The organism is Microbacterium sp. MYb72 (assembly GCF_002979415.1).
In the GTDB taxonomy this organism is placed as follows: Bacteria; Actinomycetota; Actinomycetes; order Actinomycetales; family Microbacteriaceae; genus Microbacterium; species Microbacterium natoriense.
The window spans coordinates 55796-77789 of the sequence record NZ_PCOT01000009.1 but is presented as its reverse complement, the minus strand read 5'-3'; the positions used below and the strand labels follow the sequence as shown (position 1 = coordinate 77789).

The 21994-nt window shown below is 68.5% G+C and carries 27 protein-coding genes; 24 read left to right on the top strand and 3 right to left on the bottom strand.

Going from position 1 to position 21994, the window contains the following annotated elements:
• Positions 1 to 2 precede the first annotated feature (2 nt).
• From rplF to rplQ, 16 genes are all read left to right on the top strand, one after another.
• A complete protein-coding gene (gene rplF, locus CQ047_RS07085; RefSeq protein WP_105673685.1) occupies positions 3 to 539 on the top strand; it encodes a 50S ribosomal protein L6 in 537 nt (178 codons plus the stop codon).
• 2 nt (positions 540 to 541) lie between these two features.
• Positions 542 to 901: a 50S ribosomal protein L18 gene (gene rplR / locus CQ047_RS07080; protein ID WP_105673683.1), complete on the top strand. Its 360-nt coding sequence runs from the start codon at positions 542 to 544 to the stop codon at positions 899 to 901.
• The gene (gene rpsE / locus CQ047_RS07075; RefSeq protein WP_105673681.1) at positions 898 to 1596 is read left to right on the top strand and encodes a 30S ribosomal protein S5; all 699 of its coding nucleotides are present in this window, start codon (positions 898 to 900) and stop codon (positions 1594 to 1596) included. The genes rplR and rpsE overlap by 4 nt, the downstream gene beginning before the upstream one ends.
• Entirely contained in the window at positions 1596 to 1781 is a 186-nt protein-coding gene (gene rpmD, locus CQ047_RS07070; protein WP_067121122.1) for a 50S ribosomal protein L30, read from the top strand. The genes rpsE and rpmD overlap by 1 nt, the downstream gene beginning before the upstream one ends.
• On the top strand, positions 1781 to 2413 hold the full coding sequence (gene rplO, locus CQ047_RS07065; RefSeq protein WP_105673679.1) for a 50S ribosomal protein L15: 633 nt from the start codon (positions 1781 to 1783) through the stop codon (positions 2411 to 2413). The genes rpmD and rplO overlap by 1 nt, the downstream gene beginning before the upstream one ends.
• Before the next feature lie 103 nt (positions 2414 to 2516).
• On the top strand, positions 2517 to 3839 hold the full coding sequence (gene secY / locus CQ047_RS07060) for a preprotein translocase subunit SecY (RefSeq protein WP_105673677.1): 1323 nt from the start codon (positions 2517 to 2519) through the stop codon (positions 3837 to 3839).
• Positions 3836 to 4432, top strand: a complete 597-nt coding sequence (locus CQ047_RS07055; RefSeq protein ID WP_105673675.1) for an adenylate kinase — start codon at positions 3836 to 3838, stop codon at positions 4430 to 4432. The genes secY and CQ047_RS07055 overlap by 4 nt, the downstream gene beginning before the upstream one ends.
• A gap of 1 nt (position 4433) precedes the next feature.
• Positions 4434 to 5282, top strand: a complete 849-nt coding sequence (gene map, locus CQ047_RS07050; protein WP_105673673.1) for a type I methionyl aminopeptidase — start codon at positions 4434 to 4436, stop codon at positions 5280 to 5282.
• Between the two features lie 125 nt (positions 5283 to 5407).
• Positions 5408 to 6076, top strand: coding sequence for a thioredoxin domain-containing protein (locus tag CQ047_RS07045; RefSeq protein WP_105673671.1), 669 nt, complete (start codon positions 5408 to 5410; stop codon positions 6074 to 6076).
• Between the two features lie 161 nt (positions 6077 to 6237).
• Positions 6238 to 7683 carry a choice-of-anchor A family protein gene (locus tag CQ047_RS07040; RefSeq protein WP_105673669.1) on the top strand — a complete coding sequence of 482 codons (1446 nt, stop codon included), beginning with the start codon at positions 6238 to 6240 and terminating at the stop codon, positions 7681 to 7683.
• A gap of 161 nt (positions 7684 to 7844) precedes the next feature.
• A complete protein-coding gene (infA, locus tag CQ047_RS07035) occupies positions 7845 to 8066 on the top strand; it encodes a translation initiation factor IF-1 (RefSeq protein WP_005050493.1) in 222 nt (73 codons plus the stop codon).
• Between the two features lie 64 nt (positions 8067 to 8130).
• The gene (gene rpmJ / locus CQ047_RS07030) at positions 8131 to 8247 is read left to right on the top strand and encodes a 50S ribosomal protein L36 (RefSeq protein WP_005050492.1); all 117 of its coding nucleotides are present in this window, start codon (positions 8131 to 8133) and stop codon (positions 8245 to 8247) included.
• Between the two features lie 186 nt (positions 8248 to 8433).
• The gene (gene rpsM / locus CQ047_RS07025) at positions 8434 to 8808 is read left to right on the top strand and encodes a 30S ribosomal protein S13 (protein WP_047524098.1); all 375 of its coding nucleotides are present in this window, start codon (positions 8434 to 8436) and stop codon (positions 8806 to 8808) included.
• A 31-nt stretch (positions 8809 to 8839) separates the two neighbouring features.
• A complete protein-coding gene (gene rpsK, locus CQ047_RS07020; protein ID WP_050722515.1) occupies positions 8840 to 9238 on the top strand; it encodes a 30S ribosomal protein S11 in 399 nt (132 codons plus the stop codon).
• A gap of 124 nt (positions 9239 to 9362) precedes the next feature.
• Positions 9363 to 10352 (top strand): DNA-directed RNA polymerase subunit alpha, encoded by a 990-nt coding sequence (locus tag CQ047_RS07015; protein WP_017201565.1) that lies wholly within the window; start codon positions 9363 to 9365, stop codon positions 10350 to 10352.
• A gap of 63 nt (positions 10353 to 10415) precedes the next feature.
• Positions 10416 to 10967: a 50S ribosomal protein L17 gene (gene rplQ, locus CQ047_RS07010; RefSeq protein ID WP_105673667.1), complete on the top strand. Its 552-nt coding sequence runs from the start codon at positions 10416 to 10418 to the stop codon at positions 10965 to 10967.
• A 158-nt stretch (positions 10968 to 11125) separates the two neighbouring features.
• On the opposite strand, the gene CQ047_RS07005 is transcribed toward rplQ, so the two are convergent.
• Both CQ047_RS07005 and CQ047_RS07000 read right to left on the bottom strand, forming a co-directional pair.
• The gene (locus CQ047_RS07005; RefSeq protein ID WP_105673665.1) at positions 11126 to 12703 is read right to left on the bottom strand and encodes an AMP-binding protein; all 1578 of its coding nucleotides are present in this window, start codon (positions 12701 to 12703) and stop codon (positions 11126 to 11128) included.
• 82 nt (positions 12704 to 12785) lie between these two features.
• Entirely contained in the window at positions 12786 to 14006 is a 1221-nt protein-coding gene (locus CQ047_RS07000; protein WP_105673663.1) for a PAS domain-containing protein, read from the bottom strand.
• 161 nt (positions 14007 to 14167) lie between these two features.
• Between CQ047_RS07000 and CQ047_RS06995 the strand changes: the two genes are divergently transcribed.
• The 8 genes from CQ047_RS06995 to CQ047_RS06960 all read left to right on the top strand — a co-directional run bounded on the left by CQ047_RS06995 (position 14168) and on the right by CQ047_RS06960 (position 20669).
• The gene (locus CQ047_RS06995) at positions 14168 to 15196 is read left to right on the top strand and encodes a tripartite tricarboxylate transporter substrate binding protein (protein ID WP_105673661.1); all 1029 of its coding nucleotides are present in this window, start codon (positions 14168 to 14170) and stop codon (positions 15194 to 15196) included.
• A 1-nt stretch (position 15197) separates the two neighbouring features.
• Positions 15198 to 15764 carry a tripartite tricarboxylate transporter TctB family protein gene (locus CQ047_RS06990; RefSeq protein ID WP_105673659.1) on the top strand — a complete coding sequence of 189 codons (567 nt, stop codon included), beginning with the start codon at positions 15198 to 15200 and terminating at the stop codon, positions 15762 to 15764.
• Positions 15764 to 17311: a tripartite tricarboxylate transporter permease gene (locus CQ047_RS06985; RefSeq protein ID WP_105673657.1), complete on the top strand. Its 1548-nt coding sequence runs from the start codon at positions 15764 to 15766 to the stop codon at positions 17309 to 17311. Before CQ047_RS06990 ends, CQ047_RS06985 begins: the two co-directional genes overlap by 1 nt.
• Positions 17312 to 17427: 116 nt before the next feature.
• The gene (locus tag CQ047_RS06980; protein ID WP_105673655.1) at positions 17428 to 18225 is read left to right on the top strand and encodes a sulfite exporter TauE/SafE family protein; all 798 of its coding nucleotides are present in this window, start codon (positions 17428 to 17430) and stop codon (positions 18223 to 18225) included.
• A gap of 26 nt (positions 18226 to 18251) precedes the next feature.
• Positions 18252 to 18707, top strand: coding sequence for a MaoC family dehydratase N-terminal domain-containing protein (locus tag CQ047_RS06975; protein WP_105673653.1), 456 nt, complete (start codon positions 18252 to 18254; stop codon positions 18705 to 18707).
• Complete coding sequence (locus tag CQ047_RS06970; RefSeq protein ID WP_105673651.1) at positions 18707 to 19105, top strand: MaoC/PaaZ C-terminal domain-containing protein; 399 nt, start codon at positions 18707 to 18709, stop codon at positions 19103 to 19105. The genes CQ047_RS06975 and CQ047_RS06970 overlap by 1 nt, the downstream gene beginning before the upstream one ends.
• A complete protein-coding gene (locus CQ047_RS06965; protein ID WP_105673649.1) occupies positions 19105 to 20235 on the top strand; it encodes a UDP-N-acetylmuramate dehydrogenase in 1131 nt (376 codons plus the stop codon). Before CQ047_RS06970 ends, CQ047_RS06965 begins: the two co-directional genes overlap by 1 nt.
• A gap of 32 nt (positions 20236 to 20267) precedes the next feature.
• The gene (locus CQ047_RS06960; RefSeq protein WP_105673647.1) at positions 20268 to 20669 is read left to right on the top strand and encodes a glyoxalase/bleomycin resistance/extradiol dioxygenase family protein; all 402 of its coding nucleotides are present in this window, start codon (positions 20268 to 20270) and stop codon (positions 20667 to 20669) included.
• Between the two features lie 92 nt (positions 20670 to 20761).
• Here the strand turns inward: CQ047_RS06960 and CQ047_RS06955 are convergent, their stop codons facing one another.
• Positions 20762 to 21961 (bottom strand): pyridoxal phosphate-dependent aminotransferase, encoded by a 1200-nt coding sequence (locus CQ047_RS06955; RefSeq protein ID WP_105673645.1) that lies wholly within the window; start codon positions 21959 to 21961, stop codon positions 20762 to 20764.
• Positions 21962 to 21994 lie beyond the last annotated feature (33 nt).

Below are 21994 nucleotides of genomic sequence, written 5' to 3'. Positions count from 1 at the left end.
AAATGTCGCGTATTGGACGACTTCCCATCGAGGTTCCCGCGGGCGTGACCGTTTCGGTCGACGGCCGTGAGGTCGCGGTGAAGGGCCCCAAGGGTGAACTCACCCTGACGGTGGCCAGCCCCATCGAGGTCGCGGTCGAGGAGAACCAGGTTCTCGTCACTCGTCCCGACGACGAGCGCGCGTCGCGGTCGCTTCACGGCCTGACCCGCACGCTCATCAACAACAACATCATCGGCGTGACCCAGGGCTACACCAAGGGTCTCGAGGTCGTCGGAACCGGTTACCGCGTGGCTCAGAAGGGCAGCTCGGTCGAGTTCGCCCTCGGCTTCTCGCACCCGGTCCTCATCGACCCGCCCGCCGGCATCACCCTGACGGTGGAGGGCACCAACAAGCTCACCGTCAGCGGCATCGACAAGCAGGCTGTCGGCGAGGCAGCTGCGAACATCCGCAAGATCCGCAAGCCTGAGCCGTACAAGGGCAAGGGTGTCCGCTACGCGGGCGAGGTCGTGCGTCGCAAGGCCGGAAAGAGTGGTAAGTAACCATGGCTCTCAAATCAAAGTCTGACGCCCGCGCGCGTCGTCACGCCCGCCTTCGCAAGAAGGTCGTCGGCACCGAGGCGCGTCCGCGTCTCGTCGTCAACCGTTCGGCTCGCCACGTCTTCGTGCAGCTCGTCGACGACAGCAAGGGTCACACCGTGGCGTCGGCTTCGACGCTCGAGACCGACCTGCGCACGCTCGAGGGTGACAAGACCGCCAAGGCCCGCAAGGTCGGCGAGCTCCTCGCCGAGCGCGCGAAGGCCGCAGGCGTTTCCGAGGCAGTGTTCGACCGTGGCGGCAACCGCTACGCCGGTCGTGTCGCCGCCATCGCCGATGGCGCTCGCGAAGGGGGCCTGGCACTGTGAGTGACAACAAGGAGAACGAAGTGACCGAAGCGGCTGCTGCCACTTCCGAGACGGCCACCGGCACCACGCAGGCAGAGCCGTCTCAGCGCGACAACCGCCGCGGCGGTGGCCGTGGTGACCGCAACCAGGGTGGCCGTGACCGCAACTCGCGCGACCGTGGTGACAACCAGTTCCTCGAGCGCGTCGTCACGATCAACCGCGTGTCGAAGGTCGTGAAGGGTGGTCGTCGCTTCAGCTTCACCGCTCTCGTGGTCGTCGGCGACGGCAACGGTCTGGTCGGCGTCGGCTACGGCAAGGCTCGCGAGGTGCCCCTGGCCATCTCGAAGGGCGTCGAAGAGGCCAAGCGCAACTTCTTCCGCGTTCCGCGCGTCGGCAGCACCATCCCGCACCCGGTGCAGGGTGAGGCGGCCGCCGGTGTGGTCCTGCTTCGTCCGGCCGCTGCCGGTACCGGTGTCATCGCCGGTGGTCCCGTCCGCGCCGTGCTCGAGTGCGCCGGCATCCACGACGTGCTGTCGAAGTCGCTCGGCTCGTCGAACACGATCAACATCGTGCACGCGACGGTCGCGGCCCTGAAGCAGCTCGAGGAGCCCCGTGCGGTCGCCGCGCGTCGTGGCCTCGAGTTCGACCAGGTCGCACCTGCGCGTCTCGTCCGCGCCGAGGCTGAGGCCATCGCCGCACAGAAGGTAGGTGCCTGATGGCCGCCCGGCTCAAGGTCACGCAGATCAAGTCCAAGGTGAGCGAGAAGCAGAACCAGCGTGACACGCTGCGCAGCCTCGGTCTGAAGCGCATCGGTGACAGCACCGTTCGCCCCGACGACGCGCAGACGCGCGGCTACGTCAAGACCGTCGCCCACCTCGTGAAGGTTGAGGAGATCGACTAATGGCTGAGAAGAACGAAGCCGTCGAGGCTGAGAAGGCCCCGAAGAAGGCAGCGGCCCCCAAGGCTGCCGCCGCGAAGAAGCCCGCTGCGGCAAAGGCTCCGGCGAAGGCCGCGGTCGACGCCAAGGCCGAGGCTCCTGCGAAGAAGCCCGCCGCCAAGAAGGCTGCGCCGAAGAAGGATGCTCCGGCATCCCGCCCCGGCGTCCTGAAGGTGCACCACCTGCGTCCGGTCCCCGGATCCAACACCGCGAAGACCCGTGTCGGTCGCGGTGAGGGTTCCAAGGGCAAGACGGCCGGTCGCGGCACCAAGGGCACCAAGGCCCGCAACACCGTTCGCGTCGGCTTCGAGGGTGGGCAGATGCCTCTGCACATGCGCACCCCGAAGCTGCGCGGGTTCAAGAACCCGTTCCGCGTGGAGTACCAGGTCGTGAACCTGGAGAAGCTCGCGGAGCTGTACCCGGCCGGTGGCGACGTCACCGTCAGCGACCTGGTCGCCAAGGGTGCCGTTCGCAAGAACGAGAAGGTCAAGGTTCTGGGCAACGGCGACATCGCCGTGAAGCTCACCGTCGCGGTCGACAAGGTCTCGGGTTCTGCCGAGCAGAAGATCGTGGCTGCGGGCGGATCCGTCAAGTAACCACTGCAAGAGAGGGGTCGGAGAAATCTCCGGCCCCTCTTTTGAGTTACCCTGGTCTTTCAGCCATCCCTCAGGGATAGGCAACCTTTTCAGGAGGACGTCCTTGTTTAGCGCCATCGCGCGGATCTTCCGCACGCCCGACCTGCGTCGGAAGATCGGTTTCACTCTGGCGATCGTCGCCATCTACCGGCTCGGGTCCAACATCCCCGCTCCGTTCGTGCACTTCCCGAACGTCGAGGCGTGTCTCGCGCAGAACTCCGGTACGGAAGGCCTTCTGGGTCTCGTCAATCTCTTCTCCGGCGGTGCACTGCTGCAGCTGTCGATCTTCGCCCTCGGCGTCATGCCGTACATCACCGCGACGATCATCACGCAGCTGCTCCGTGTGGTGATCCCGCACTTCGAGGCGCTGCACAAGGAGGGTCAGGCAGGGCAGTCCAAGCTGACCCAGTACACGCGCTACCTCACCATCGCTCTCGCGCTGCTGCAGTCGACCACGCTGGTCACCGTCGCGCGCAGCGGGCAGCTCTTCGGCAACACCGACGTCGCCGCATGCCAGAACCTGCTGACGAACGACGTGTGGTGGGCGCAGCTGCTCATCATCGTCGCGATGACCGCAGGCACCGGACTCATCATGTGGTTCGCCGAGCTCGTCACCGAGCGCGGCATCGGCAACGGCATGTCGCTGCTCATCTTCACCTCGATCGCCGCGACCTTCCCCGGCGCGATGGCGCTCATCTGGGAGACCAAGGGCTTCGAGATCTTCCTGATGGTGCTCGTCGTCGGTGTGATCGTGATGGGACTCGTCGTCTTCGTCGAGCAGTCCCAGCGCCGCATCCCGGTCCAGTACGCCAAGCGCATGGTCGGGCGCCGCACATACGGCGGCACGAACACGTACATCCCGATCAAGGTGAACATGGCCGGCGTGATCCCCGTGATCTTCGCCTCGTCGCTGCTGTACATCCCTGCGCTGATCGCGCAGTTCAACACTCCGCAGGACGGTTCGACGCCCGCAGCCTGGGTGACCTGGATCACGGCGAACTTCACCAAGGGCGACCACCCGATCTACATGCTGGTGTACTTCCTGCTGATCATCGGCTTCACCTACTTCTACGTCGCGATCACGTTCAACCCGGTCGAGGTCGCCGACAACATGAAGAAGTACGGCGGCTTCATCCCCGGCATCCGCGCGGGGCGTCCGACCGCCGAGTACCTCGACTACGTGCTCACGCGCATCACGCTGCCGGGCTCGATCTACCTCGGTCTGATCGCGCTCATCCCGCTCATCGCCCTCGCCGTCGTCAACGCCAACCAGAACTTCCCGTTCGGCGGCGCCTCGATCCTCATCATCGTCGGTGTGGGTCTCGAGACGGTCAAGCAGATCGACGCGCAGCTGCAGCAGCGACACTACGAAGGGCTCCTCCGATGACCGCATCCGCTCGTCTCCTGATCGTCGGCCCTCAGGGCTCCGGCAAGGGCACGCAGGGTGTGCGCATCGCCGAGTCGTTCGGCATCCCCGTGGTGTCGACCGGAGACATCTTCCGCGCGAACATCAAGGCCGGCACCGAGCTGGGCCAGCAGGTGACAGCGATCCTCGACGCCGGCGACCTCGTGCCCGACGAGCTGACCAGCGAGATCGTCCGCGATCGACTCGCGCAGGATGACGCCGCCGCCGGGTTCCTGCTCGACGGATACCCGCGCAACACGCATCAGGTCGAGCACCTCGACGAGTTCCTCGCGGGCCGTGGCGAGAGCCTCGACGCGGTGATCCTGCTCGACGTGCCGCGCGACGAGAGCATCTCGCGTCTGGCGCTGCGTGCGACCGAGCAGGGCCGCACCGACGACACCCCCGAGGCCATCGCGCACCGGCTGGACATCTACGAGCACGAGACCGCTCCGATCCTGTCCGTGTACGGTCCTCGCGGCATCGTGGACACGATCGACGGCGTGGGCTCGCTCGACGAGATCACCGAGCGCATCTTCGCGGCGCTCGACGCCCGCGGCCTCCGCGTCGCGGTCTGAGATGTTCCGTCGCTCGATCTACAAGACCCCCGCGCAGCTGCGGTCGATGGTCGAGCCGGGGCTCATCACGGCCGCGGCGCTCGACGCCGTCGCTCCGCTGATCCGTCCGGGCGTCACGACTCTCGAGCTCGACACCGCCGCGAACAGGACGATCCTGGACCGCGGTGCGGAGTCGAACTTCCAGCTCGTCCGCGGCTACCGCCACACGCTGTGCGTGTCGGTCAACGAGGAGGTCGTGCACGGCATCCCCGGTGATCGCGTGCTGGAGGCGGGAGACATCGTCTCGGTCGACGGCGGCGCGCAGTACCAGGGGTGGAACGGCGACAGCGCGCGCACGTTCATCGTGCCCGGCGACGCGGATGCCGAGATCGTCGCTCGCCGCACCGAGCTGTCCCGGGTGACCGAGGGCTCGATGTGGGCGGGCATCGCCGCCATGGCGTCGGTCTCCCACATCGGCGACATCGGCGCGGCCATCCAGGGGTTCATCGAAGACCAGGGGCCTTCGGCCGTCTCCGGAGAGACCTACGGCATCCTTCGCGAGTACGTGGGCCACGGCATCGGCCGGAAGATGCACGAGGCGCCCAGCGTCTTCAACTACCGGACGCCCGACCCCGGCGCCGAGATCAAGCCCGGCCTGGTGCTCGCGATCGAGCCGATGGTCACCGCGGGTGGAGAGGCGACCTTCGTCGAAGACGACGACTGGACCGTCTCGACCGTCGACGGCTCGGACGGCTCGCACTGGGAGCACAGCGTCGCCGTGCACGACGGCGGCATCTGGGTTCTCACCGCAGCCGACGGGGGAGCGGCGGGTCTCGCTCCCTTCGGCGTGACGCCGACGCCGATCGCCTAGGCGCCCCGGACGCGGTCACAACAGCCGCATAGGTTTCTCCAGGCAGAATAGAGTCGTGTGGCGCATCTGCGCCCGAGGACTTCAAGGCGGACTCACGACAGTGGGCCTCGACAGATCGGAAAGCAATGGCAGTCGCGAAGAAGAACACCAACTGGTTCGCGGTCGGCGTGTCCGCGGCCGTGGTCGTCGTGCTGATCGCGCTCGGTGGCGTCGTGTGGTTCATGAACAATCAGGCGACCAGCCCTGGCGCGACTCCCACCAGCAACCAGACGTTCGACGCCAAGACCGGCGCGATCTCGTTCGGCGAGGGCAAGGATGAGATCGCGGTCTTCGCGGACTTCCAGTGCCCGATCTGCAAGAGCTTCGAAGACCAGTTCGGCGCCGACCTCGAGGCGGCAGCCGCCGACGGGCGCATCACGCTCTCGTACCACCCCATCGCGATCCTGGACCGCTACTCGCAGGGCACCGAGTACTCGTCGCGCTCCGCAGGAGCCGCGGTCTGCGTGGCGGAGTCGAACCCCGACAAGTACCTCGACTTCGCCAAGGCGCTGTTCGAGAACCAGCCCGCGGAGAACAGCACCGGCCTCACGAACGAGCAGCTCGTCGACATCGCGAAGCAGGTCGGCGCGGATGATGCTGCCTCGTGCATCACCGACGAGACCTACCGCAAGTTCGGCGCCGCCCAGGCCCAGGCGCACGACATCAAGGGGACGCCGACCGTCGAGGTCAACGGCAAGCGCCTCAACCTCCAGGATGCCGCGGACATGAAGACGTTCACCGACCTGATCAGCTGACCGTCGTCCGGGCGCTCCGACGCCTGAACGCACACGTCCCGAAGCGGGCCCGCGAGTTATCGCGGGCCCGCTTCGTCGTGTGCAGGAGCGGCTCCGCCCAGGCGCCGCTCAGATTAGTTAGCTAAGGTAACAAAAGTCCATCATGAACCGGGGAGGGAGACATGATGAAGAGCAATTTCGCGCGCCCGAAGCGCGCTGGAGGAGCGGCCGCCGTTGCCGCCGTGGGAATCGCGATGATCGCCGGAGGCGCCGCCCCCGCGGCGTTCGCCGCTCCGCTGCCTGGAGGCATCGGAGCACCGCTGGGGATGTGCACGCCGGACGGCGGGTTCCCGTGGATCGACGGGAGCGCTCCGTGGCAGCCGCAGGTGCATGATACGGGCATCAACACCTACGTCGGCGGCGATCTCACCGTGACCGGATCGGCCGAGGCCGAAGGGCTGGTCGTGGTCGGCGGTGACATGCACATCGACCGCAGCTTCATCGTCGGCATCGCGATCGGATCCGACATCCGCCCCGCGCCGGGAGAGACCCAGCTCCAGGTCGGCGGAGACGTGACGGCGGCCGACGGCGCCGTCCTGCACGTCGGCGACACGTCGAACCCCGGTGGAGCCGTCAGGATCGGCGGCTCTGCGGCTCCTGGCAGCATCCAGAACAGCGGAGCATCCCTGGAGACGGGACTGACCGCCCCGGTGGCGCTGGACCCCCACGGCTCCTTCCAGAGCCGTGTCGAGGGGTGGTCCTCCGCACTGAGCGACGAGACCGCCAACGGCGTCGTCACCGTGCAGGGGGCCGGCTGGGTCGACATGGAGCTCAGGGGCACCGGCGCCGACGAGCTGCAGGTGTTCGACGTCACCGCGGAGCAGCTCGGATCCGCGAACGCGATCTACTTCCGCAACATCCGTCCGCACGCGCCGATCGTGGTGAACGTGAGCGGCGGCGCCGTCAGCCTGAAGGCCAACGCGTACGACTACAACGACCTGCGGGCGCCGTTCGGCATCGCGATGACGTCGCCAGGAGACGGCGACATCGCCGCATCCATCCTCTGGAACCTCGAGGACGCGACGACGGCGACGATCGGGGGATCCACGCAGATCCCCGGATCGTTCCTGGCTCCCCACGCCGACGCGGAGGTGATCGCCAACACCAACGGGCGCATGTACGTCGGCGGCGACCTCCTCGCCAGCGGCGGCGGCAACGAGATGCACGCCTACCCCTGGTCGGGGACATGCGGTGATGACCCCGATCCCGGTGTGGACGCGGATGCCGGTGCGGACGCGGATGCCGGTGCGGATGCGAATGGTGCGGATGCGAACGGTGCGGATGCGAACGGTGCGGATGCGGGCGCCGATGCGAACGGCGTGCACGCCGACGCCGGGGCGGACGGGGCGTCTGCGGGCGCGAGCGCCGCTGCCGACGCGAACGCGGCTGCCAGCGCCGCGGCCTCGGCCACGGCGGCAGCGAACGGCGATGCGAGAGGCGCTCACGACGGAGCGCTCGCGACCACCGGCGGCCAGGCGTCGACCTGGCTGATCGGGGGAGGCGCGGTGGTGCTCCTCGGCGGTGTCGTCCTCTTCCTCGCCGCACGCGCTCGGCGCGTCGCGGAGTGACGCATCGGCGGCGGGGGCGCCAGCTTGCCGGAACCCCCGCCGTCGGATACCATAGATCTTTGGTGCCTTGCGCCTTGATTCGGCGTGTCTGAATCGGTGCAGCACCGCAATCCAAATCACCCACCGCAGATCGACCGGTCTGCAGAAGCGTCAGCGAGGCTATGGCTAAGAAAGACGGTGTCATCGAGATCGAGGGCGTCGTGTCCGAGGCGCTGCCCAACGCGATGTTCCGCGTTGAGCTCACCAACGGACACAAGGTTCTGGCAACGATCTCAGGCAAGATGCGGCAGAACTACATCCGCATCATCCCCGAGGACCGCGTGGTCGTGGAGCTCAGCCCCTACGACCTCACGCGCGGGCGCATCGTCTACCGCTACCGCTGATCGGTCGAGAAGTAACACCCCAGGCATCGTGCCTGCCCGGTGAAGACAGCGAACAGGAAAAATCATGAAGGTCAACCCCAGCGTCAAGCCCATCTGCGATCACTGCAAGGTGATCCGCCGCCACGGCCGCGTCATGGTGATCTGCAAGAGCAACCCGCGCCACAAGCAGCGCCAGGGCTGATCCCTAGAGATCTGACACACAACTCAATACAGGTCGCGCGAGCGATGAGGCGTCTCGTCTCTCTTCGCTCGCTCACCGACCGCGACTAGCAGGCAGGATCAGATCCCACTCCGGTGGGGGACACCTCGGGGCGGAGGCCCGGGCACCGATCCTGTTCCACACCTCCACAAAACCCAGGAGAACCGCATGGCACGTCTTGCCGGCGTTGACATCCCGCGCGACAAGCGCGTGGTGATCGCCCTTACCTACATCTACGGCGTCGGCCGTACCCGCTCGGTCGAGATCCTCAAGGCTACGGAGATCGACGAGAGCATCCGCGTGAAGGACCTCAGCGACGACCAGCTGATCGCCCTCCGCGACTACATCGAAGGCAACTACAAGGTGGAGGGTGACCTGCGCCGCGAGGTTGCAGCAGACATCCGCCGCAAGGTCGAGATCGGCTCCTACGAGGGCATCCGCCACCGTCGTGGTCTCCCGGTCCGTGGTCAGCGCACCAAGACCAACGCCCGTACCCGCAAGGGCCCGAAGCGCACCGTCGCAGGCAAGAAGAAGGCCCGCTAAGCGCGGCCCCAGGGACTAGGAGAACATTTTCATGGCTGCACCCAAGGCCGCCGCGCGCAAGCCGCGCCGCAAGGAAAAGAAGAACATCGCGCTGGGCCAGGCCCACATCAAGTCGACGTTCAACAACACGATCGTCTCGATCACCGACCCGTCCGGCGCTGTCATCGCGTGGGCGTCGTCGGGTGGCGTGGGCTTCAAGGGCTCCCGCAAGTCGACCCCGTACGCCGCCGGTATGGCTGCCGAGTCCGCTGCCCGTCAGGCTGCGGAGCACGGTGTCAAGAAGGTCGACGTCCTCGTGAAGGGTCCGGGCTCCGGCCGCGAGACCGCGATCCGCTCGCTCCAGGCCGCTGGCCTCGAGGTCGGCTCGATCTCGGACGTCACCCCGCAGGCGCACAACGGCTGCCGCCCGCCGAAGCGTCGCCGCGTCTGATCCGGCTCATGCGAGGGGTGCCACGGCATCCCTCGCATGCCCGCGTGCGGGCATGACTTCCACAACTCAAGACCTCACCACACCACATGTCATATAGCGGGCATGTGATCGAAAGGAACACAGAGTGCTTATTGCACAGCGTCCCACACTGACCGAGGAAAAGATCGTCGAGAACCGGAGCCGGTTCATCATCGAGCCTCTGGAGCCCGGCTTCGGATACACGATCGGCAACGCGCTGCGTCGCAGCCTGCTGTCGTCGATCCCCGGCGCCGCGGTCACCAGCGTTCGCATCGACGGCGTGCTGCACGAGTTCAGCACCATCCCCGGCGTGAAGGAGGATGTCACCGAGATCATCCTCAACATCAAGCAGCTCGTCGTCTCGTCCGAGCGCGACGAGCCGATCACGGCGTACCTGCGCAAGACCGGTGCGGGCGAAGTGACCGCCGCCGACATCTCGGCTCCGGCCGGTGTCGAGGTGCACAACCCCGAGCTCGTCATCGCGACGCTGAACGACACGGCGAAGTTCGAGCTGGAGCTCACCATCGAGCGCGGCCGCGGCTACGTCTCGGCGACGCAGAACCGCAACGAGTACGCAGAGGCCGGTCAGATCCCGATCGACTCGATCTACTCGCCGGTCCTCAAGGTCAGCTACCGCGTCGACGCCACCCGTGCGGGTGAGCGCACCGACTTCGACAAGCTCGTCCTCGACGTCGAGACCAAGTCGGCGATCAGCCCCCGCGACGCCGTCGCTTCGGCTGCGAAGACGCTCACCGAGCTGTTCGGCCTCGCCCGCGAGCTGAACGTCGAGGCCGAGGGCATCGAGATCGGCCCGGCGCCGGTGGAGGCTGTGAACTCCAGCGAGCTGTCCATGCCGATCGAGGACCTCGACCTGTCCGTGCGCTCGTACAACTGCCTGAAGCGTGAGGGCATCAACACTGTTTCCGAGCTCGTCGCCCTGTCGGAGACGCAGCTCATGAACATCCGCAATTTCGGCCAGAAGTCGGTCGACGAGGTGCGCGACAAGCTCATCTCGCTCGGTCTGTCGCTCAAGGATTCGGTGCCCGGTTTCGACGGCGCCCACTTCTACGGCGGCAGCGAAGACGAGTCCTTCTGACCCACCCGGATTGTCATCTGGCAGAGGCCAGCTGACCCGACCTTTCCTGACCAGGAGTTAGATATGCCCAAGCCCACCAAGGGTCCCCGCCTCGGAGGCGGCCCCGCACACGAGCGCCTGCTGCTTGCCAACCTCGCGGCCCAGCTCTTCACCCACAAGTCGATCACCACGACCGAGACCAAGGCGAAGCGCCTGCGTCCGCTCGCGGAGCGTCTCGTGACGCTCGGCAAGCGCGGCGACCTGCACGCGCGCCGTCGTGCGCTCACGGTGCTGCGTTCCAACAAGGACGCCGCGCACATCCTCTTCAACGAGATCGCGCCGCTGGTCGCCGACCGTGAGGGTGGCTACACCCGCATCACGAAGATCGGCAACCGCAAGGGCGACAACGCTCCCATGGCCGTGATCGAGCTCGTCCTCGAGCCCGTCACCCCCAAGGCGAAGTCGACGAAGAAGGCTGCCGCGAAGGCTGAGAAGCCGGCCGAGGTCGTCGAGGAGGCTCCCGTCGAGGAGGCTCCCGTCGTCGACGAGGCCGCCGAGGCAGGCGCCGAGTCGCAGGCCGAGGGCGAGGCCGCCGAGGCTGCTGCCGCGGACGCCGTCGAGGAGAAGTCCGAGTAAGCACCCGCTTGCTGAAAGAAGCCCGCCGTCCCCTTCCGGGGCGGCGGGCTTCTTCGTGTTCCCGGGGGAACTGCTCCCCTCGCGGATCCGCCGTATGGAGACTGGGGATCGACGGAATCAGCGAGGGGAGCGTGGGGACCGGGCCTGGGGGACCCGTCTCAGGTGCGGATGCGGAGGTCCTTCCGGAGGATCTTGCCGGACGCGGACTTCGGGATGACGTCGATGAACTCCACCTGGCGCACCTTCTCGTGCGGGGCGACGTGGGAGGCGACATGGGCCATGACGGCATCCGCATCCAGCTCCGCGCCCGGCTGCACGACGACGAACGCCTTCGGCACCTCCTGGCCGTCTTCGTCGAACGCGCCGATGACGGCGGCGTCGGCGATGGACGGATGCTCCAGCAGCACGGCCTCGAGCACGGCGGGGGCGACCTGATAGCCCTTGTACTTGATGAGCTCCTTGAGGCGGTCGACGATCCGGTAAATGCCGTCGTGCGTCACGGTCGCGACGTCTCCGGTGTGCAGCCAGCCGTCGGCATCCAGCATCTCGGCGGTCGCGTCCGGGCGGTTCAGGTAGCCGACCATGACCTGCGGCCCGCGGACCCACAGCTCACCCGGTTCGCTCACGCCCTCGGCGGGGACTTCGACGTCGGCGCCGGACTCCGGGTCGACCAGCCGGGCCTCGGTGTTGGGCACGAGCGGACCGATGCTGGAGCGGTCGATGTCGTCTCGCGTCTCCGAGATGAGGTTCACGGCGGGGCTGGTCTCCGTCATGCCGTAGCCCTGCGTGACCGTGCAGCCCAGTCGGGAGGCGACCGCGGAGGCGAGAGCGCCGTCGAGCGGAGCCGCTCCCGAGAACACCACCTTGATCGAGGACAGGTCGTACTGGTCGACGATCGGATGCTTGGCCAGAGCCACCGCGATGGGCGGGGCCACGAACACCCAGGTCGTGCGGTGCTCGGCGATGATGCGCAGGAACTCGGCGAGGTCGAACCGGGGCATCGTCACGAGTCCGGCGCGCTGATGCAGCGCGAAGTTGAGCAGCACGGTCATGCCGTAGATGTGGAAGAAGGGCAGCACCGCGAGCACACGGTCGGTCTCGTCGACGCCGAGAACGGGCTGGCACTGCGACACGTTGGCGACGAGGTTGCGGTGCGTGAGCATGACGCCCTTGGGTCGACCTGTGGTGCCGGACGAGTAGGGGAGCACCGCGAGGTGCGTCGCGGGGTCGAACGACACCTCGGGGGCCGGATGCCCTTCGCCGAGGAGGGCGGGCAGCGAGGGGTGGCCGTCGGCGCCGTCGAGCACGATCACATGGTCGGCGTCGATGCCCAGCTTCTCCGCGGCCGCCTGGGCGCCGGGCAGCAGGGGCGATACCGTGACGAGCCAGGTGGCACCGGCATCCGTCAGCTGATTCGCGATCTCGTCGGCCGTGTAGAGGGAGTTGATGGTCGTCGCGGTGGCTCCGGCGCGCAGGATGCCGTGGAACACCGTCGCGAAGGCGGGGACGTTCGGGCACAGCACGCCGACGACGGTGCCGACCCCGACCCCGCGGGCGGCGAGGGCGCCGGCGAATAGGTCGATCTGACCGACGAGCTGACGGTACGTCGTCGTCGCTCCGCTCACCCCGTCGACGAGCGCGACCGCGTCCAGCCGAGACTCGTCGAGGCCCCCGAAGAGGAAGTCGTAGATCGAGACCTCGGGGATCTCGACATCGGGGTAGGTACTGCGAACCATGAGATCTCCTTCGATCCGGGTCTGCCGGTGGCGCCGTCTGATGCGATCCAGTGTCGCACATTACGGGACCGAGTCCCAGGGGTCAGTTGTTCTCGATGGTCCGATACCGCGTGCTCGGACGCCCCTTCGTCGAGTAGTCGAGCGCCCTGACCGCCCTGCCGGAGCTCGCGAGATGCTCCAGGTACCGTCGCGCGCTGACGCGGGAGATCTGCAGGGCTTCGCCGATCTCGCTCGCCGACGCGTCGACCCGTGATCCCAGGGCGCCCGCGACGCGATCGAGCGTCTCGGCGCTCAGGCCCTTGGGCAGGCCGAAGCGCTGACGGAAGGCGATGATGGCGTCGGCGGCCTCCACGCGGCGCACGACATCGTGCAGCTCGGTGTGGTCGCGCAGCAGCAGCGTCGCCTCGACGCCGGCGCCGTCGACCTCACCGCCCGTGCTGCGGGCGACGAGCACGTGCGAGCCCACGATCACCGGCCGACCCGTCGCCTCTCCCTCGCGCAGCACCGTGTACAGCTCGTCCCCGAGCATCTCCGCGGCGTCGGCGCCGTCGAGCTCTTCGGCATCCCTCCCGAGGAACCGTGCGGCGGCATCGTTGGCCAGGGTGATGCGTCCGGCGCCGTTCACCGAGACGACCCCTTCGCTGAGCCGGTGCAGCGTCGTCTCCTGGTTCTTCACGAGCGCCGCGATCTGGTGGGGCTCCAGACGGTAGATGCGCCGGCGGATGACGGACGTCACCCACGCCGAGCCGAAGACGCCGAGCACGGCCGCCGCGAGCATCGCGGAGATCAGCCATGCCAGCCCGCCGAGGAAGTCGGCGCTCAGATCCTCCTCCAGGATGCCGACCGACACCGTGCCGATGACCTCGCCGTCGTCGTCGCGGATCGGCACCTTCACCCGCCAGGACGGGCCGAGGGTCCCGGTCTGCGTCCCGACGTAGATCTTGCCGGAGAGGGGGATCGACGGATCGGTCGAGACGGGCTCTCCGATCAGGTCGGGATGCGGGTGGGAGTACCGGATGCCCTCCGCATTGGCCACGACGATGTACGCGAGGTCGGAAGCCTTTCGGATCACCTCCGCGACCGGCTGGATGGTCGCCGACGGGTCCTCGTCGTCGAAGGCGTCGAGCACGGTGGGCAGCTGCGCGACGGACTGGGCGACGGCCTGCATCCTGTCCTTGTACGACTCCCGCAGCGCGTTCTCCTGGAACGCCCCCGCGATGATGCCCGTGGCAAGGGTCACCAGGAACACGATCAGCGCCTGCAGCGCGAGCAGCTGCATCCGGAGCGTCATCTTCGAGGCCACCGGACCATTCTCCTCGCTGCCCGCGTGCGGGGCGACACGGGGGAGGCGCCGCTCGCGACCAATAGTTTCAGAACCGCGACCAATGGTTTCCGAAGCTTGAGCGGCGGCATCCGTCCTTCGAAGGTGGACGGACAGCACCCGACGCTCAAGGAGGAGCGAAGATGAAGAAGACCCGTATCGGCACCCTGACGGCCCTGGCCGCCGCAGCCACCCTGGCCCTCACCTCGTGCGCCGGAGGTGGCGGCTCGACGGGAACCGGATCGGACGACGCCGGAGCAGACGAGGCCTCGACGATCAGCGACCTGAACATCGTCGTCCCCGCCGACCCCGGCGGAGGGTGGGACCAGACAGGACGCGCCCTGTCGCAGCTGCTCACGGAGGAGAAGGTCGTGAGCTCCGCGCCCGTCACCAACGTCGGCGGCGCCGGCGGCACGGTCGGTCTCGCCCAGCTCGCGAACGAGAAGGACGCGAACACCCTGATGGTCATGGGGCTCGTCATGGTCGGCGCGGTGGAGACCAACTCCTCCGCAGTCCGCATCGAGGACATGACCCCGATCGCCCGCCTCACCGACGAGCCGCTGGTCGTCGTCGTGCCGGCGGACTCGAAGTACGACACCCTCGAGGACCTCGTGGAGGACGTCGTCGACAACGGGCAGGCCGTGACCATCACCGGCGGCTCGGCCGGCGGCGCGGACCACATCCTCGCGGGGCTCATGCTCGAAGAAGCGGGGCTCGACGGCTCCGAGATCGCGCAGAAGCTCAACTACACGCCCAACTCCGGCGGCGGCGAGGCGACCTCGCTGATCCTCGGCGGCAAGGTCTCCGCGGGCATCTCCGGTGTCGGCGAGTTCCTGCAGCACATCGACGCAGGCACCATGAAGGCGCTCGCCGTGTCGTCGGAGGAGCCGGTCGAGCAGCTTCCCGACGTGCCGACCGTCACGGATGCCGGCTACGACGTCGTGCTCACGAACTGGCGCGGCGTGATCGCCCCCGGAGGCATCTCCGACGGCGACAGGGACGAGCTCGTGCGCATCGTCACCGAGCTGCACGACTCGCAGGCGTGGACGGATGAGCTGGAGACGAGGGGCTGGGCCGACGCCTTCCTCACTGGCGCCGAGTTCGACGACTTCCTCACCGGCAACATCACGGAGGTCACCGCGACGCTGAAGAACATCGGGCTGGTGCAGTGACATGACCCCCTCCGGTTCTCTGGGGACGGGAGGGGACGCCGTGCGGGCGGGCGAGAGCCCGTCCGCACGGTCGTCGTCGTCGCTCCCCGTCGGCGAGCTGGTGTTCGCCGTGCTCATGGTCGGACTCGGCGTGTTCGCCGTCGCCGGCGTCTTCGCCATCCACGTGCCCCTCGGTGCGACCGTGGGCCCGAGGGTCTTCCCGATCTTCGTGTCGGCGATCCTGCTGGCCTCGGCCGTCGCGGTGCTCGTCGGCGTGCTCCGCGGCAAGCGGGGCGCCGCCGAGGAGGGCGAGGACATCGACACCAGCCTCCCGACCGACTGGCTCACCCTCGCGAAGCTCGCCGGCCTGATCGTGGCACACCTGCTGCTGATCGAACCGCTGGGCTGGGCTCCGGCCGCCGCCGTCCTGTTCGGCGGCGTCGCGTGGTCTCTCGGGGCGAAGAAGTGGTGGATGGCGTTCCTCGTCGGCATCCTCCTCGCGCTCGTCGTGCAGATCGTGTTCGGCGGACTCCTCGGGCTCTCGCTGCCGTGGGGCCCCGCGCTCGGCTGGCTCGGAAGGATGTTCTGATGGACAGCTGGTCCCTGCTCATGGAGGGGTTCGCGACCGCGTTGCAGCCCCAGTACCTCGTCTTCGCCTTCTTCGGCGTGTTCATCGGCACCGCCGTCGGCGTCCTGCCCGGCATCGGTCCGGCCATGACGGTCGCGCTGCTGCTGCCGCTCACGTACACCCTCGACCCCGCCGCCGCGCTGATCACGTTCGCCGGCATCTACTACGGCGGCATGTACGGAGGGTCGACGACGAGCATCCTGCTCAACACCCCGGGGGAGTCGGCCTCGATCGTCACGGCGATCGAGGGCAACAAGATGGCCAAGCTCGGGCGAGGGGCTGCCGCGCTCGCCACGGCCGCACTCGGGTCCTTCGTCGCCGGCACGCTGGCGACGGTCGGGCTCACCCTGCTGGCCCCGGTGCTCGCGCAGTTCGCCGTGAACCTCGGGCCGTCCGACTACGTCGCGCTCATCGTGATCGCGTTCGTGACGGTCGGCGCGCTGATCGGCAGCTCGATCTCGCGCGGGATGCTGTCGCTCGGCGTCGGCCTGTTCCTCGGACTCGTCGGCACCGATCTGCTCTCCGGACAGCAGCGCTACACGCTGGGGCTGCTGCCGCTGTCGGACGGCGTCGACATCGTGCTCGTCGCGGTCGGGCTGTTCGCGGTGGGGGAGACGCTGTACATCGCGGCGCGGCTGCGGCACGGCGGCGTGGAGGTCATCCCCGTCGCCAGAGGATGGCGCAGCTGGATGACCAAGGAGGACTGGCGCCGGTCGTGGAAGCCGTGGCTGCGCGGCACGGCCATCGGGTTCCCGATCGGCACGATCCCCGCCGGCGGCGCGGACGTCGCGACCTTCCTGTCGTACGCGACCGAGCGCAAGCTCTCGCGGCACAGGAACGAATTCGGCCGGGGTGCGATCGAGGGCGTCGCGGGACCGGAGTCGGCGAACAACGCGGCGGCCGCGGGTGTGCTCGTGCCGCTGCTGACGCTGGGGCTGCCGACGACGGCGACCGCGGCCATCATCCTCACCGCCTTCCAGTCCTACGGGCTCCAGCCGGGTCCGCTGCTGTTCCAGAGCCAGTCGAGCCTGGTGTGGGCGCTGATCGCGAGCCTGTACATCGGCAACGTGATCCTGATCGTGCTGAACCTGCCGCTCGTGGGCATGTGGGTGAAGCTGCTGCAGATCCCGCGGCCGTACCTCTACGCCGGCATCCTGCTGTTCGCCGTGTTCGGGGCGTACGCGCTGCACTACTCGCCCGTCGACATCCTCATCCTGCTCGTGGTGGGCGTGCTCGGCTACTTCATGCGGCGCTTCGGCTACCCGGTCGCCCCGCTCGTCGTCGGCATGATCCTGGGTCCGATGGGAGAGGAGCAGCTGCGCAAGGCGCTGCAGCTGAGCCAGGGCGATCTCACGACGCTCGTCGCGCAGCCCTTCGCGGCGATCGCGTACGGCGTGCTGGCGCTGCTGATCATCGGCGGGCTGTGGCTGCGGCGTCGGCAGCAGCGCTATGAGCAGGCGCTCACGGAGTCGATCGCCGTGCCGGTCAGAGCGGATTCGGAGATCTGACCGCTCAGGATGCCGCGTCCCTCCCTCGTCGATGCGCGATGCGAGTGAGGGGCGCGGCGTCCGTCCGCCGCAGGGACGGCGTCGGACGGAGCAGGGCCCGAGAGTAGGCTGGAACGGTGAACGACGTCCTGGCCCCGAACCGAGGGCCTCGCGCCTACGCATCCTTCATCGGCATCGGCCTCGTCGCCGGGCTCCTCTCCGGCCTCTTCGGCGTCGGCGGCGGCACCGTGATCGTGCCCCTGCTCGTGCTGCTGCTGCACTTCAACCAGCGGCTCGCCGCGGGGACGTCCCTGGCCGCCATCATCCCGACAGCGACCGTCGGCGTCATCTCCTATGCCGTGCACGACTCGGTGGCCTGGATCCCCGCGATCATCCTCGCGGCCGGATCCGTCGTCGGCGCGCAGATCGGCACGAGGCTGCTCCCGAAGATCTCGCAGACGGTGCTGCGGTGGGCCTTCGTCTCCTTCCTCATCGTCGTGATCGTGACGCTGTTCCTCGTGATCCCCTCCAGGGATGCCGTCTTCGACCTGAACTGGCTCAGCGGCGTCTCGCTCGTCGCCCTCGGCGTCGCGACCGGCATCATCGCCGGCCTCATCGGCGTCGGCGGCGGGGTGATCGTGGTGCCGGCGATGATGATCGCCTTCGGCACCAGCGACCTCGTGGCCAAGGGCACCTCGCTGCTGATGATGATCCCCACCGCGATCTCCGGGACGATCGGCAATCTCCGCAACCGCAACGTCGACCTCGTCGCGGCGGGCCTGGTCGGCGTCTCGGCCTGCACGACGACCGCGCTCGGCGCCTGGCTGGCGACCCTGATCGACCCGCTGACGGCCAACATCCTGTTCGCCGCCTACCTCGTCGTCATCGCAGCGCAGATGGCGCTCAAGGCGATCCGGGGTCGCAAGAAGAGCTGAGCACCCCCGAGAAGTAGGATCGAAGGGTGGCAGTGAATCAAGAACTCGTCGGACGGGACTTCCCGCCGACCACCCCGTACCTCGTCGGCCGTGAGAAGATCCGCGAGTTCGCGCGCGCCGTCTTCGCGGATGCTCCGCAGCACACCGATGTCGAGGCCGCGCGCGCCGCGGGCTTCGCCGACGTCGTCGCGCCGCCGACCTTCGCGATGGTCGTGCAGGATCACACGCTGCAGCAGCTGCTGAACCAGACCGACTCCGGCATCGTGCTCGCCCGCACGATCCACGCCGAGCAGCGCTTCACCTACTCGCGTCCGATCGTGGCCGGAGACGAGCTCACGGGCCAGCTGCGCGTGACCGGCATCCGCATGATGGGCGGCAACGCCATGATCACGAGCGAGGCCGAGATCACGGATGCCGATGGCGCCCACGTCGTGACCGCCACCAGCATGCTGCTCGTGGGGTCGGAAGAAGGAGCCGAGTGATGTCGTTCACCGTCGGAGACGTGATCGCCGAGCGCACCGTGCACCTGACCCGCGAGTCGCTCGTGCGGTACGCCGGAGCGTCAGGGGACTTCAACCCCATCCACTACCGCGACGACGTCGCCGCGGCCGTCGGCCTCCCCGGAGTGCTCGCGCACGGCATGCTCACGATGGGTGTGGCCTCCTCCGTCGTGGTCGCCGCCCTCGACCCCGCTGCGCGCATCCTCGACTACGGCGTGCGCTTCACGAAGCCCGTCGTCGTCGACCCGCAGGACGGCGCCGATGTGCACGTGCTGGCCACGGTCGGCGCTGTCGACGACGAGGCCGCGCGCATCGACCTGAAGGTCACGTTCGGCGAGACGACCGTGCTGGTCAAGGCGCAGCTGCGCGTCGCGATCTGATGCGCGAGGTCGAGCCGATCCGCCTGTCCGCCCTCACCACGCTGCACACGGGCGCCGCCCCGGAGCGGATGCTGGAGGCGTCGACAGCCGACGAACTCGTCGAGGCGCTCCGCGACGTATGGTCCCGAGGAGACGACTGGTTCGTCCTCGGAGGCGGGTCGAACCTCTTCGTCGGAGACGCGCCGTTCGAGGGCACGGTCATCCGCATCCTCACGCAGGGCATCGAGGAGCTCCCGTCGCCGCACGCCGGGCGCATCCGCCTCCGCGCCCAGGCCGGTCATGCGTGGGACGACCTCGTCGCCTACGCGGTCGAGCGCGGCTACGCGGGGCTGGAGGCCATGAGCGGCATCCCCGGCACCGTCGGCGCCGCCCCCGTGCAGAACATCGGGGCGTACGGCCAGGAGGTGCAGGAGACGCTGGTCGAGGTGGAGCTGCTCGACGAGCACGCCGACGAGATCCTCACGGTCCCGGCCTCCGAGCTCGGCCTCGGATTCCGCACCTCGGTGTTCAAGCACCACTACGGCAGCGAACCCCACCGCAGGGCGGTCATCCTCTCGATCACGGTCGACCTGCTCCTGGCGGGGGAGCGCGTCGTGCGGGGCGAGCAGCTGCGTCGGGCGCTCGCGCTCGAGGGCGACGAGCCGGTGCCGTTGCGCTGGGTGCGCGAGCGCATCCTCGCGACCCGCGCCTCGAAGGGCATGCTGCTCGACGAGGACGACCCCGACACGCACGGAGTCGGCTCCTTCTTCCAGAACGCGATCGTGCCGGAGAGCGTCGCCCGTGCGCTCCCGCCGGAGTGCCCTCGCTGGCCCGTCTCGCCCGACCTCGACGCCGTGACCGTGATCCCGCTGGCCTCCTACGACGGGCTGGTCCCGCCGTCGAAGCCGGAGCGCGCGGAGGTCAAGGTGAGCGCCGCGTGGCTGATCGAGCAGGCCGGCATCCGCAAGGGATTCAAGCTGCCGCGGTCGCGGGCGTCCGTGTCGACCAAGCACGCCCTCGCCCTCACCAACCGCGGTGGGGCGACCGCCGCTGAGGTCTCGGAGCTCGCCCGCTTCATCCAGAGCCGCGTGCACTCCGAGTTCGGTCTCGTGCTGCAGCCTGAGCCGGTGCTCGTCGGCGTCGAGCTCTGACGAGCGTCGGTGCGTCGACGTACACTCGCGGGATGAGCGGACTGATTCCCTACCTCCTGTTCCCCGGCAACGCGGCGGAGGCGCTGGCCCACTATCAGGCGGTATTCGGCGGCGAGCTGCAGATGTTCGACTACGCGACGGCGGGGCGCCACGACGGCCCGCCCGACGCCGTCGCTCACGGTCAGCTCTCCGGTCTCGTCGAACTGGCCGGAGCCGACGCGGGGGCCGATGACGACGCGGTGCAGATGGGCGGCATGTTCCTGTCGCTGCTCGGCACCGCGGATGCCGTCACGCTGACGCGCTGGTACGACGAGCTCGCCGCCGGCGGACGCGTCATCGATGCGCTGCAGAAGCGCCCGTGGGGCGACTGGGACGGCACGCTCGTCGACCGCTACGGCATCCGCTGGCTCATCGGATACCACCCCGAGGACTGAGCGGCCCGGCATCCCGACCCGCTGAACGACGACGCCCCTCCGGTCCACGTGGACCGGAGGGGCGTCGCGTTGCCGGGGAAGACCCCGCCGGCTCAGGAGAACAGGCGCTGGAGGCGCTGCACGCCCTCGAGGAGCTGGTCGTCGCCCAGGGCGTACGACATGCGGATGTAGCCCGACGGGCCGAACGCCTCGCCGGGGACGACGGCGACCTCGGCCTGCTCGAGGATGAGGTCGGCGAGCTCGAGGGAGGTGGTCGGCGTCACGCCGCCCCACGTGCGGCCGAGGAGGCCCTGCACGTCGGGGTACACGTAGAACGCGCCGAGGGGGTTCGGCACGATGAGACCGTCGATCTTCGACAGCTCCGAGACGATGAGCTGACGGCGGCGGTCGAACGCCTCGCGCATCTTCTCGGCCTCGGTCTGCGGGCCGTTGAGGGCGGCGATCGCGGCCTTCTGGGCGACGTTGTTCACGTTGCTCGACAGGTGCGACTGCAGGTTGCCCGCGATCTTGATGGCGTCGGCGGGGCCGACCATCCAGCCCACGCGCCAGCCGGTCATGGCGTAGGTCTTGGCCACGCCGTTGACGAGGATGGTCTGGTTCGCGGCCTCGGGCACGGCCTCGACGATCGAGGTGGCCTTGACGCCCTCGTACGTGAGGTTCTGGTAGATCTCGTCGGAGACGATCCAGATGCCGTGCTCGACGGCCCATTCGCCGATCGCCTTCGTCTCCTCCGCGGTGTAGACGGACCCGGTGGGGTTCGACGGGGAGACGAACACGAGCGCGGTGGTGCGCTCGGTGCGCGCGGCCTCGAGCTGCTCGACCGTGACCTTGTAGTCCTGGTCGGCGCCGGCGAAGACCTCGACGGGCGTGCCGTCGGCGAGGCGGATCGCCTCGGGGTACGTGGTCCAGTACGGCGCGGGCAGCAGCACCTCGTCGCCGGGGTTCACGACGGCCTGGAACGCCTGATAGACCGACTGCTTGCCGCCGTTGGTCACGATGATCTGACTGGGCGAGACCTCGAGCCCGGAGTCGCGCAGCGTCTTCGCGGCGATCGCCTCGCGCAGCGCCGGAAGGCCGGCCGCCGGCGTGTAGCGGTAGCTCGCGGGGTCGGCCAGGGCCTCGGCCGCGGCATCCACGATGAACTGCGGCGTCGCGAAGTCGGGCTCGCCGGCGGCATACGAGATGACGGGCTTGCCCTCGGCCTTCAGAGCCTTGGCCTTGGCGTCGACCTTGAGGGTCGCGGACTCGGCGATGGCGGACAGCTTGCGAGAGAGAGGTGCGCGTTCGGTCACGGTAAAAGCGTACCCGTGCGAGCGTGGGGGATG